9 protein-coding genes are annotated in these 12624 nt (G+C 70.7%); 7 read left to right on the top strand and 2 right to left on the bottom strand.

Features of this window, described 5'->3' with window-relative positions:
* Positions 1–14 precede the first annotated feature (14 nt).
* From ACAV_RS23605 to ACAV_RS23625, 5 genes are all read left to right on the top strand, one after another.
* Entirely contained in the window at positions 15–2849 is a 2835-nt protein-coding gene (locus ACAV_RS23605; RefSeq protein ID WP_013597097.1) for an ATP-binding protein, read from the top strand.
* Between the two features lie 31 nt (positions 2850–2880).
* Positions 2881–4050 (top strand): hypothetical protein, encoded by a 1170-nt coding sequence (locus tag ACAV_RS23610; protein WP_013597098.1) that lies wholly within the window; start codon positions 2881–2883, stop codon positions 4048–4050.
* Between the two features lie 122 nt (positions 4051–4172).
* Entirely contained in the window at positions 4173–5396 is a 1224-nt protein-coding gene (locus ACAV_RS23615) for a GGDEF domain-containing protein (RefSeq protein ID WP_013597099.1), read from the top strand.
* A complete protein-coding gene (locus tag ACAV_RS23620) occupies positions 5393–6580 on the top strand; it encodes an MFS transporter (protein WP_013597100.1) in 1188 nt (395 codons plus the stop codon). The genes ACAV_RS23615 and ACAV_RS23620 overlap by 4 nt, the downstream gene beginning before the upstream one ends.
* Complete coding sequence (locus ACAV_RS23625) at positions 6577–7152, top strand: hypothetical protein (protein WP_013597101.1); 576 nt, start codon at positions 6577–6579, stop codon at positions 7150–7152. Before ACAV_RS23620 ends, ACAV_RS23625 begins: the two co-directional genes overlap by 4 nt.
* On the opposite strand, the gene ACAV_RS23630 is transcribed toward ACAV_RS23625, so the two are convergent.
* Together ACAV_RS23630 and ACAV_RS23635 are read right to left on the bottom strand one after the other, a co-directional pair.
* Complete coding sequence (locus ACAV_RS23630) at positions 7121–8599, bottom strand: M20 family metallopeptidase (protein WP_013597102.1); 1479 nt, start codon at positions 8597–8599, stop codon at positions 7121–7123. The genes ACAV_RS23625 and ACAV_RS23630 overlap by 32 nt on opposite strands.
* 48 nt (positions 8600–8647) lie before the next feature.
* Positions 8648–9520, bottom strand: coding sequence for a helix-turn-helix domain-containing protein (locus tag ACAV_RS23635; protein WP_244875507.1), 873 nt, complete (start codon positions 9518–9520; stop codon positions 8648–8650).
* 274 nt (positions 9521–9794) lie between these two features.
* On the opposite strand from ACAV_RS23635, the gene eat reads away from it, so the two are divergent.
* Together eat and ACAV_RS23645 are read left to right on the top strand one after the other, a co-directional pair.
* On the top strand, positions 9795–11204 hold the full coding sequence (eat, locus tag ACAV_RS23640) for an ethanolamine permease (RefSeq protein ID WP_013597103.1): 1410 nt from the start codon (positions 9795–9797) through the stop codon (positions 11202–11204).
* A 15-nt stretch (positions 11205–11219) separates the two neighbouring features.
* The gene (locus ACAV_RS23645) at positions 11220–12608 is read left to right on the top strand and encodes an ethanolamine ammonia-lyase subunit EutB (protein WP_013597104.1); all 1389 of its coding nucleotides are present in this window, start codon (positions 11220–11222) and stop codon (positions 12606–12608) included.
* The last annotated feature ends 16 nt before the right edge of the window (positions 12609–12624 follow it).

The raw sequence follows: 12624 nt of genomic DNA on the forward strand, positions 1-12624 counted from the left end.
CTCTCCACCCGCCCATGTTCCACCTGCAAACCCTCGAACTCGTCCACTGGGACTACTGCCAGCGCGTCGCGCTGCCGCTGGACGCCTCCATCATCACCATCGCCGGCCCCAACGGCTCGGGCAAGACCACGCTGCTGGACGCCATGCGCACGCTGCTGGGCCTGCGCTGCTCGGCCCCGCGCGACTACCGCACCTATGCCCGCCATGCCGGCGCGCAGACTGCGTGGCTGCGCGCGGTGGTGGACAACCGCCCGCAGGGCCGCCAGACCTCCAGCCGGCCCTTCGCGCGCCGGCTGCTGTACGCCGACCAGGTCACGCTCGCCTGCCGCATCGACAAGAACGGCGGCGATTGGCAGCGGCGCTACTGCCTGCTCGATGGCGATGTCTCCATCGAGCAGCTGCGCGACACGCCCGAGAAGGATCTCGGCTTCATGGGCGTGGAAGCCTGGGGCCGCGTGCTCGGCGCGGCCGGCCTGTCCCCTGCCATCGCACGCGTGCTGTCGCTCGAACAGGGACAGACCGACCGGCTGTGCGAATTCAGCCCGCGCGAACTGCTGCGGCTCGTGTTCGACGTGTTCGGCGACCAGCAGGTGCTGGATGCCTACGACCAGGCGCGCGAGCACCAGCAGCAGCTCTCGCGCGAAATGGCGCAGGCCGAGCGCGAGCTCGACCACAGCCGCGCCCAGCTCACCGAACTGAGCAACCGGGTGACCAGCTACAAGACCTGGCAGCTCAAGCTGGCCGAGCGCGAGCGGCTCGCCACCGAGGTCCTGCCCGTGCTCAGCTGGCATGGCGAGCGTGAAGGCCTGGCGAAGCAGGCGCGCGAACTGCGCCGCCAGAAGACGCAGCACCGCGCGGCGCTCGCCGAGCAGGCGGCGCAGAACAAGCGCCTGCTCACGCTGCTGGACGAAGGCACGCGCGCCCAGGCCGATGCCGAGCGCCTGCGCGCCGAGCGCGACGAAGCGCGCTCGGCCCTGGACGACGCCACGCGCCACGAGGCACCGCTCGAGCAGCTGGCAAAGCGGGAGGCCGAACTGCTCGCGCTCGTGGACAAGGGCAGCAACGCCGACGAACTGCAGGCCCACCTGCGCCAGCTGCAGGAGCAGGAATCCGGCGCGCAGGACGAGCGCTCCGCGCTGCAGCAGCGCCGCCGGATCGCGCAGGACGCCCTCAAGGCGCTCGAAGGCCAGTCGCTGCCGCCCCTGCCGCCCGAGGTGCAGCAGTTCCGCAGGCGCCTCACGGCCCAGGGAATCGGCCACCAGTTCGTGGCCGAAGTGATCGAGGTGGCGGACGAGGCCTGGCGCGCCGCCATCGAAGGCGTGCTGCGCGGCCATCGCTGGGTGGTGCTGCTCGACAAGGAAAGCGACCTGGCCGAGGCCTACGACATCGGCGAGCGTGAACGCTACCGCCATTACCTGGTCGGCCCCGGCGAGAAGCCCCTGCGCGGCGAGCCCGGCACCCTGCTCGCGCACGTGCGCTTCACCGCGCCGGTGCCGCGCTGGCTGGTGCAGCAATTGCAGCAACTGCGCTGCGTGGCCGACCCGCGCGAAGGCAAGCGCCTGGGCGGCACCTGGATCACGCCCCAGGCCTACATGCACGACGGTCGCGGAGCGCGGTCCATGTGGGTGGAGCCGCGCGACCACCAGTTCGGCGCCGCCGCCGTGCAGGCGCGCCGCGCCGCCGCCGAGCGCGACCTTGCGCAGATCGACGGCCAGCTCGCGCCCGTGCTCGACCGGCTCATGGCCCTGAAGCGGCAGATCACCGATACCCGCCGCGCGCTCGAAGGCCACAGCGCCGCGGAAGAGCTGGCGCGCCGCAGCGAGGAGTTCTCCCAGGCACGCGAGGAATTGCCGGCGGCCAAACAGGCGCGCATCGCCGCGGCCCAGCGCTGGCAGCGCCTGGACACCGAGGCTGCGCGCGTGCATGACCGCCATCGGGCCTTCACGGAGGAGCACCAGCGGCTGGAGCAGCAGTTGCGGCGCTCGCGCGGCGATACCGAACGCGCCGCGCAGGAATGGACCGCGCGCCGCCGCGGGCATGTGGAGGCCGCAGCGCGCAGCCAGACGCAGCGGCGCCAGTTTCCCGCGCGCTGGACGGCCGCGGAGACGCTGGGCGCACTGGTGGACGAATACGTGAACGACACCCAGGCGAAGCTGCGCCTCTCCGCCGTCGAGCAGGAGCTGGAACAGGGCACCTGGGAGCAGGATGCCACGGTGGAGGAGCGCTACCGCCGCATGGAAGCCACCGTGCGCGAGCAGGCCTCAAGCCTGTCGGACCACCAGGTCAAGAACGCCCAGGCCGGCACGGCCGTGATGAATGCGCGCGAAAGCTATATCGAGGTGCTGCGCAGCACCGTGCGGCGCTACCGCAAGAACATCCAGGAACTCGGCGCCCTGGCGGGTGTGGAGGTGGCGGCCGACCTGCCGCTGCTGGAGAACGACGACACCGTGCTCGCCCAGGCCGGGCTCAAGGTGCATTTCGCGTTCGACGGCAAGGGCAGCATCGGCATGAACGACGGCGAGGCATCGGGCGGGCAGCAGGTCATCAAGTCACTGATCCTGCTGGTGGGCCTGCTCAAGGACGAGGAAAGCGGCTCCGGCGGCTTCGTCTTCATCGACGAGCCCTTCGCCCACCTGGACGTGCGCAACATCCAGCTGGTGGGCCACTTCCTGCGTTCCACCCAGGCGCAGTACGTGCTGACCACGCCCATCACCCACAACCTCGAGGTCTTCGAGCCCGCGGAGATCACGCTCGTGACCAGCAAGAAGCCCCAGGGCTCGCGCTGGGCCCCGCCCATCGCCGTGGCCAAGCGGCGCGGCGTGCCGCAGCTGGAGCCGATGGCGGGATAGCCGCCGGGCGGTCGTTGCACGGGAATAGCGCATGGCCATCGTCACCACCGCCAGGGGCCGCACCCGCACGCGGGAGAGCGATGCACCATTTGCCGGGCTCCCTCCGCTGTCGCCCCGCCAGGAGGCACTGCTGCGCCGCTGGCTTGCCTCCCATGCCGCAGAGCGGCGCTGGCAAACGCTGCTTGATGCAGCGGGACAGGATCTGCTGGACTCCACGGAGGCGCTGCTGGAGTGCCTCGTGGAATCCGGCGCGGCGGTGGCCCGCGAGCGCCTCGTGCGAGGCACCTGGCAGATCGAGCGGATGGAGTGGCGCGATCTTCCGGCGCTCCAGGCCAGCCGCGGCATCCGCACATCGGACGAACGCCGGGCACTGCGGGACGACACCCGGCAGCAGCTGGCAGCCCTGGCGGACGGCCTCCCATGGCTTCAGCCCGCCATCGCCAGCTGCCTGGACACCGCGAAAGGCGCCGATCTGCTGAAAGCCCGTGCCGAACTGCTGCACGCACTTGCGTCATGGCATGCCGAACAGCGCTTCGGCAAACGCCGGGACTTCGCCCTGCACGCACGGCAGGGTACCAAGGACATCACCCCGTCCGAATGGAAATGGCTGGAAGCACATTTCGCGCTCGAGTCCCTCGGCATCGAGAAGCTCGCGTTCATCCTCTGGCTCGGCGGCAGCCTCGCACTGGCCACCGGGAAGGGGCACATCGATGTCGGCGCCGCGGGCTTTTGCGGCCTCCCCATGAGCACGTTGGCGGGAGATACGCGCGTTGTGGACGCTCCCGTTCGCTACTGGCTTATCGAGAACCGCACGAGTTTCGAGCGACAGGTGATCCGGGCAGAGCCCGGAACCTGCGTGGTCTGGCTTCCGGGCAGGCCCCCGGATGACTGGCTCGGCGCGCTGGGCTGGCTGCTGGACAGGGCCCCCGCGCCCGCGCGCATCAGCTGCGATCCGGACCCCGCCGGCCTTGATATCGCGTTGACCGCAGGCGCCGTGTGGACGGCACGCGGGCTGGAATGGGCTCCATACCGGATGGAGCCTGCGCTATGGCAGGACGGCACGACCCAGCCGCTGAACGATTTCGACCGCGCCTTGCTGGCACGCCTGGCCGCGCGGAACGATTTGCCCGCGCCAGTGGCCTCGCTGCGCGGGGCGCTGGAGCGGCTGGGCCGCAAGGCCGAACAGGAGGCCTGGCTTTGAACAGCGGCTGCCACGCCCCCCTCTAGGGTTTCCCCTCGGCCAGCGGTCCAGACATTGTCCCCCCAGGGTGCCTGGGGTAAAAACCATCGGCGGCGTCGTCCACGCCCTCAAGGAGAACCCCGGTGTCAGAGCCGCCCCTGTCCCAGGTGCCAGCCAGGCCGCCGTACCCCGGCGGTGCTCCCCTGGGCTCGCGCCTGCTGGACGCCCTGCTCACCACCGAGCCGCGCCAGCGCATCCGGCTTGCCATGGCCGGGCTGGCCGCGCTGCTGATGGCCTGCTGCATCACGGCGATGCACATCGCGGTGGGCGCGGGGCTGGCGCAGCCGGGGCCGGTCCGGATCTGGACGGCCCTGTCGGCCGGCGGACTGCTGGTGGTGTATGCCCTGATCCGCAGCGGCATCTCGCAGCGCTGGTCGGACCCGTCCTTGACGCTGCCGCAGATCGTCTATGCCATCGCCTGCAATGCCGCGGCCTACGCCATCGGCGGCCAGGCCCGCGGCATCGCCCTGCCGATCCTGGCGGTGATCCTGATGTTCGGCATGTTCGGGCTGTCCACGCGCCAGATGTTCGGCGTGATGCTCTACGCCATGGCCGCGTTCGGCCTGGCTACGGTGTCGGTGGAGCTGCGCGACGAACCGGGACACTCCTCCGGCCTGTCGGTGGCCTACGGCATCATGACGGCCGTGGTGCTGCTGGGCAGCACCTTCCTCACCACGCGCCTGCAGGCCACGCGCGAGGACCTGCGCCGCCAGAAGCACGACCTGGCACGCGCGCTGGAGCACATCCGTGAACTGGCCACGCACGACGAACTCACCGGGCTGCTCAACCGCCGCCACATGCTGGAGCTGATGCGGCTGGAGCAGCGGCGCGTGTCCCGGTCGGACTTCCCGCTGGTGATCGCGCTGCTGGACGTGGACCATTTCAAGGCGGTCAACGACACCCATGGCCACGCCGCGGGCGACCGCGTGCTGCAGGCATTCGCCCAGGCAGTTCGCCGCTGCGTACGCGACGGGGATGTGATTTCCCGGTGGGGCGGCGAGGAATTCGTGCTCATGCTCTGCAACACGCCGCCCGAGGCCGCCCGCGCGCTGCTGGAGCGGGTGCGGGAGGCCGTGGCGGCACTCTCGGTGCCGGCGGACCGCGGCGACGGAGCCGGAGCCAGCGCCGGACATCTGCGCATCACCGTGTCCATCGGGTTCGCGCTGCACCGCCCCCGGCACCCCATCGAGGAAACGCTGGAGCGCGCCGACCGGGCGCTCTATGCTGCCAAGCTGGGCGGCCGCAACCGGACCGTGGAAGAAGCGCTTGACCCTGACACCATGGAAGCCTGCAAGATCCGGCCATGACCTCCTCCCACCGCCGCCCGCTGGGCCTGCTCGCCCTCTGCCAGGGGCTGTTCCTCACCAACAACGTCGTCTTCATCGCCATCAACGGGCTGGTGGGCCTGCAGCTCGCGCCGCGCGGCTGGATGGCCACCCTGCCGGTGATGGGCTACGTGGTGGGCGGAGCGCTGTCCACCGGTCCCGTGGCCCGGGCCCAGAGGCGCTGGGGGCGGCAGGCCTCCTTCCAGATCGGGCTGGCAGTGGCGGCGGCGTCGGCCTTGCTCTGCGCGCTGGCCGTGTGGATGCACGCGTTCTGGCTGCTGTGCGCCGCCACGCTGGCAGCGGGCTACTACAGTGCCAACGGCCAGCTCTACCGCTTCGCCGCGGCCGAGATCGCGCCCGCGCCGCAGCGGGACACGGCCATGTCGCTGGTGATGGCCGGCGGCCTGCTGGGCGCGGTGGCCGGCCCCAACCTGGCCAACCACACGCGCGACCTGTTCTCCGTTCCCTTCACCGGGGCCTACCTGGCACTGTTCGTGGTGGCCCTGGTATCCATGGCCTGCATGGCATGCATCCGCTTTCCGGCCGTTCCACCGGCGCCAGCGGCCGGCGCCGCCACGGGCCGCCCGGTGGCGCAACTGCTGCGCGATCCGGTATTCGCGGTCGCGCTGCTGGGGGCAGCGCTGGGCTACGGGGTGATGAACCTGCTGATGGCGGCCACGCCGCTGGCCATGCAGGTGTGCGGGCACGCCTTCGGCGACGCGGCCTTCGTGCTCGAATGGCATGTGATCGGCATGTTCGCGCCGGGCTTCTTCACGGGCCACCTGATCCGGCGCTTCGGCGTGCTGCACGTCATGGCGGCCGGCGTGGCGCTCAACGCCGCCTGCGTGGCGATCGCGCTCTCCGGCGTGGAGCTCGGGCATTTCTTGGCCGCGCTCTTCCTGCTGGGCGTGGGTTGGAACTTCCTCTTCACGGGCAGCACCGCCCTGGCGATGCGCGCCTACCGGCCCGAAGAGAAGGACCGGGCCCAGGCCGCGATCAATTTCGGCGTCTTCGCCACCATGGCGCTCACATCCTTCGCATCCGGCGCACTGGTCACCACCCAGGGCTGGACACTGCTGAACTACGGCTCCCTTCTGCCCATCGGGCTCACCGGCGCGGGGCTCGCATGGCTGGCGCTGCGGCACCGGCCCCGGCAGGCCGCATGAAGGCGGCCGCAGGAAAGACCAAACGCCGCGCGGTCATGGCACTGGCGGTCTGCGTGGCCGGCGGGGCCCTTCCCGCCCTGGCACGCCCGCCCACGGCAATGCCATCCGCAGGCGCGGACCCCGCGTTCTCCACCCCGGACCGGCGGCAGCTCCCGGGAGTCGCCGTGCTGCAGTCCTTCCTCGCCACCCTGGGGCGGCCACAGGGCACGCAGCGCTTCTGCTTCGTGGTCGAGCGCCTGCCCGCCGACCCGGCCACGCCGGAGCGGCAACAGCTGCTGCGCATGGTGTGGACCACGGGATCGCGCCTCTACACCCTGCCGTGGCCGTCCCGCATCGGAGACCGGGACGAGAACCCCCTCTTCGCGGGGCAGGCCCTGGCCTGGATGCGCTCCGCGGATCTCAAGGACGGCGTCGTGGACACCGATGCCGAGCTGTTCGGCAGCAGCTTCCTGGTCACCCGCACCTGGGCGAACCGCATCACCCGGCAGTGCCGGCGCACCGGCGTGCAGGTATGGATCGTGCCGGACCGGCGGCCGGCCCTCAGCCTTCCGCGCCCGGCTCCGGCAGGCTGACCACCACCTGCGCCACGGCGGCCGTGAGCTTCTTGGCGTAGGGCACGTGGAGGAACTCGTTCGGGCCGTGCGCATTGCTCTTGGGCCCGAGCACCCCGCAGACCATCATCTGCGCCGTGGGAAAGCCCTGGCTCAGCATGTTCATGAGCGGAATGGTCCCGCCCTGGCCGATGTAGCCGCAGGGCGCGCCGAAATGCGCCTGGCTCGCGGCGTTCAGCGCCTTCTCGAACCACGGCGTGATGGCCGGCGCGTTCCATCCACTGGCCGCGCTGCCGGGCTCGAAGGTCACGCGGGCCTGGTAGGGCGCGTTGTCCTCCAGCAGGGCCTTGAGCTTCTGCACGCTTTCGGCGGCATCCACCACGGGCGGCAGGCGCAGGCTGAGCTTGAAGGCGGTGTAGGGGCGCAGCACGTTGCCCGCGTCCTGCAGCGCAGGCAGCCCTTCCGCGCCGGTGACGCTGAGCGTGGGCGTCCAGGTGCGGTTGATGAGCGCCTGCACCGGGTCGGTGGTGGTCGGCAGCGCGAACGTGGTCGAGCCGCCGCAGTCGTAGTGCGCCCAGGGGAAACGCTTCGTCACCTCGTCGCCCAGGATCGCGGCCGTGGCGCGCGCCTGCGCGAGGCGGTCGGGCGGCACCTCGCAATGGAAGCTGGCGGGCAGCAGGCGGCCGGTGGCACTGTCCTCCAGCCGGTCGAGCACCTGCCGCATGATGCGGAACGACGAGGGCACCAGGCCCGACGCATCGCCTGAATGCACGCCCTCGGTCAGGATCTGCACCTTGAGCGTGCCGCTCACCATGCCGCGCAGGCTGGTGGTGAGCCAGAGCTGGTCGTAGTTGCCTGCGCCGGAGTCCAGGCAGATCACGAGCGTGACGTCGCCCAGGCGCGGGCGCAGCAGGTCGATGTAGGGCAGCAGGTCGCGCGAGCCGCTTTCCTCGCAGGTCTCGATCAGCCCCACGATGCACGGGTGCGGAACGCCCTGGCGCTGGATTTCCTGCACGGCGGCGATGCTGGCATAGACGGCATAGCCGTCGTCCGCGCCGCCACGGCCGTAGAGCTTTCCGTCCTCGTACTTCGGGGACCATGGTCCCAGGTCCTTGCGCCAGCCATCGAACTCGGGCTGCTTGTCGAGGTGGCCGTACATCAGCACCGTCTGCTGCGAAGCCGGCCGCGTCGCCTCCACCTCGAAGAACAGCACCGGCGTGCGGCCCGGCATGCGCAGGATCTCCAGGCGCAGCCCCGGGACTTTCTGGGCCTCCACCCAATCGGCAGCATTGCGCAGCACGCGGTCGAGCAGGCCCTGCTGCTCCCAGTCGGGCGCGAAGCCGGGCGATTTGGCGGGAATGGCGATGTATTCGGTCAGCTGCTTCAGGATATCGCCGTCCCAGCGCTCGCTGAGCTGGGACAGGGCCTGGTCGGGCTGGAAGGCGGTGGCGGGTACACGGGCGTTCATGGGGCTCTCCTGCTGCGCGGAACGTGCCGCGACGAGCCGATGATTGTGCTACAGGGCCTGCAGGGCCGGCCGGCGCAGGGTCTGCGAAGGCGCCTCCCCGAAGAGGGTCTTGTAGTCCTGGGAGAAATGGCCCATGTGGAAGAACCCCCAGCGCTCGGCGATCTCCTGCACCGTCTCGCCCGGCGCGGCCGTGCGCAGCGCGCGGCGGCAGGCATTCAGGCGCACCGCCTTCAGGAACTCGGCGGGCGACTGGCCCAGCACGGCATGGAAGTGGTTCTGCAGCGTGCGCCGGGTCACGTGCAGGTGCCGGCACAGGGCGTCCACGTCCCGGGCGTCGCCGCAGCACGGCTGGCCGGCCCACGCACGCGCCGCCATCACCAGCGCGAAGCGGCGCTGGGCGGCGCCTTGCGAAGGCGCCGCGGCGGGCGCTGCTGCGGCGGGATCGCCGCACAACTGGCGCAGCAGCCGCCGCGCCAGCGCCTGCTGCCGGCCGGTGCCCGCAGGCTCCCGGGCCGCCTCGCCGATGCGCAGCAGCGATTCGATGGTGGCGCACAGCGCGGCATGCGCTGCAGCGTCCACGGGCACCGCGTGCGCCGGGCCGGACAACAGGATGGCCGCGCCGTGCAGGCCCATGGCATCGGCCTCGGCACGCAGCCATTCCTGGTCCATGACCACGCCGTAGATGCCGAAGTCTTCCGGCGTGCGCAGCGTGAAGCCGTCGCTGGCGCGGGCGCGCAGCACGAAGCGCTGTGCATCGGTGCGCCGCTCGCCGCCGCAGAAGTGCAGGGGCCGCGCGCACCGGGCGTTGGGCACTCCGAACCACACCGAGCCCTGCCAGGGCGCGCACTGCTGGCTGGTGGGCGGGGAGGTGTACTCGTGGAAGACCTGCAGCCGCGGGCCGCCCATCCACAGCTCACGCACCCGGCCGGCGAAGCGGCCGCCCCCGTGGAAGGCACCAGGGCAGTGCGGGAGGAAAGCGCGGCAGCCATGTCGTGGAGCGTTCGGGCGTTGGAGTAGGGAATGTGATGCAAGAAAAGCGCCAGCCCCTGCGAGAAAACCCCGACACCGCTATCCCGGATCGGAAAAAAAAACCGGCACGGCCCGGTTTTTCCGAATCCGGATAGACGCCGGCGGCCCGGAATGGGTGCAATGGCGGCACGTCGCCCATCGGCTTTCGAACGCAGCAAGGCACTCCATGCACACCTCCGCCCCCACCCCTTCCGATCCGGCCCACGCACCGCACCTGAAGAAGGTGCTGGGCACCTTCCAGCTCTGGGGCATCGCCGTCGGGCTGGTGATCTCCGGCGAATACTTCGGCTGGAGCTACGGCTGGGCCAGCGCCGGCACGCTGGGCTTCCTGGCCGCCACCGTGCTGGTGGCCACCATGTACACCAGCTTCATCTTCAGCTTCACCGAGCTGACCACGGCCATCCCGCACGCGGGCGGCCCCTTCGCCTATGCGCGCCGTGCCTTCGGGCCGGCGGGCGGCTTCGTGGCGGGCTACGCCACGCTGGTGGAATTCGTCTTCGCGCCGCCAGCCATCGCGCTGGCCATCGGCGCCTACCTGAACGTGCAGTTCCCGGCCATCAACCCCAAGACCATCGCGCTGGGCGCCTATGCGGTCTTCATCGGCCTGAACTGGTTGGGCGTGGGCATCGCGGCCACGTTCGAGCTGATCGTCACGCTGCTGGCCATCTTCGAGTTGCTGGTGTTCATGGGCGTGGTCAGCCCCGGCTGGTCGTGGGCGAACTTCGCCCACCTGGGCTGGGCCGGCAGCGACACCTTCAGCAGCGCCACCGTGGCGGGCATCTTCGCATCCATCCCGTTCGCGATCTGGTTCTTCCTGGCGATCGAAGGCGCGGCCATGGCGGCCGAAGAGGCACGCGACCCGCAGCGCACCATTCCGCGCGCCTACATCGCCGGCATCCTCACGCTGGTGGCGCTGGCCTTCGGCGTGATGGTCATGGCCGGCGGCGTGACCGACTGGCGCACGTTGGCCAACATCAACGACCCGCTACCCCAGGCCATGAAGGCGCTGCTGGGCGCCAACAGCGGCTGGCTGCACATGATGGTGTGGATCGGCCTCTTCGGGCTGGTGGCCTCGTTCCACGGGATCATCATGGGCTATTCGCGCCAGATCTTCGCGCTGGCCCGCGCCGGCTACCTGCCCCGCGCCTTCGCCCGGCTCAGCCCGCGCTTCAACACGCCGCACCGCGCCCTGCTGGCGGGCGGCGCCGTGGGGGTGGCCGCGATCTTCAGCGACGAATGGATCCAGTTCGGCGGCCAGACGCTCACGGCCAACATCGTGACCATGGCGGTCTTCGGCGCCATCGTGATGTACATCGTCTCCATGGCCGCGCTGCTGCGCCTGCGCCGCACCGAGCCCGGCATGCACCGCCCCTACCGGGCGCCGCTCTACCCCTTCTTTCCCATGCTGGCGCTGGCCCTGGGCGTGGTGTGCCTGATCGCCATGGTGTGGTTCAACACCGTGCTGGCAGGGGTGTTTCTTGCACTCATGGCCCTGTCGTGGTTGTATTACGCTGGCACTGCCAGCCGCCGCGCGCAGGCCACGCCCGACGCCCTGCTGGATGCCTCCTCACGGTAACGAAGGGATTCCGCCATGCGCTACCACGCGACCCTGGGCGGCCAGGGCCATGCCTTCGACGACCTCCGCCAGGTGATGGCCCACGCCAGCCCGGCGCGCTCGGGCGACTACCTGGCCGGCGTGGGCGCGGCCACCGCGCAGCAGCGCATGGCCGCGCGCCACGTGCTGGCCGACCTGCCGCTCGCCACCTTCCTGAACGAGGCCTTGGTGCCCTACGAGGACGATGCCATCACCCGCCTCGTCATCGACGGCCACGATGCCGCCGCCTTCGCGCCCATCCGCCATATGACGGTGGGCGACTGGCGCAACTGGCTGCTGGGCGACGAGGCCACGCCAGAGGCACTGGCCGCCCTCGCGCCCGGGCTCACGCCCGAGATGGTGTCGGCCGTGAGCAAGATCATGCGCAACCAGGACCTGATCGCCGTGGCCCGCAAGTGCCGCGTGGTCACGCGTTTCCGCAACACGCTGGGCCTGGCTGGCCGCACCGCCGTGCGGCTGCAGCCCAACCACCCCACCGACGACCTGCGCGGCGTGGCCGCCTCGGTGCTGGACGGGCTGATGCTGGGCGCGGGCGACGCGGTGATCGGCATCAACCCGGTGTCCGACAGCATGGCCACGCTGGAGGGCCTGTGCCGCATGTTCGACACGCTGATCCAGGGCCTGGAGATTCCCACCCAGGCCTGCGTGCTGACCCACGTCACCAACACGCTGCAGTTGATGAACGCGGGCGTGCCGGTGGACCTGGTGTTCCAGTCCATCGGCGGAACCGAGAAGACCAACAGCGGCTTCGGCGTGAGCATCTCCGTGCTCGACGAGGCCTACGACGCCGCCCTGCAGCTGCGGCGCGGCACCGTGGGCGACAACGTCATGTACTTCGAAACCGGCCAGGGCAGCGCCCTGTCGGCCGGAGGCCACCACGGCGTGGACCAGCAGACCTGCGAGGTGCGCGCCTATGCGCTGGCGCGCCGCTACCACCCGCTGCTGGTGAACACGGTGGTGGGCTTCATCGGCCCCGAATACCTCTACGACGGCAAGCAGATCATCCGCGCCGGGCTGGAGGACCACTTCTGCGGCAAGCTGATGGGCCTGCCCATGGGCTGCGACATCTGCTACACCAACCATGCCGAGGCCGACCAGGACGACATGGACACGCTGCTGGTGCTCCTGGCCACGGCCGGGCTCAACTTCCTCATCGGCGTGCCGGGGGCGGACGACATCATGCTCAACTACCAGAGCACCTCCTTCCACGACGCGCTCTTCCTGCGCGACACGCTGGGCCTGCAGCGCGCCCCTGAATTCGAGGCCTGGCTGCAGCGCCAGGGCCTGACCACGGCCCAGGGCCGGCTGCGCGACGGCGCCGCACCGCTGGCGCTGGCGCAAGTGCTGGACACGCAGGCCCACTGAAGAGCCCCACTGCCCC

The sequence above is a fragment of the Paracidovorax avenae ATCC 19860 genome (genome assembly GCF_000176855.2).
Classification (GTDB): domain Bacteria; phylum Pseudomonadota; class Gammaproteobacteria; order Burkholderiales; family Burkholderiaceae_C; genus Paracidovorax; species Paracidovorax avenae.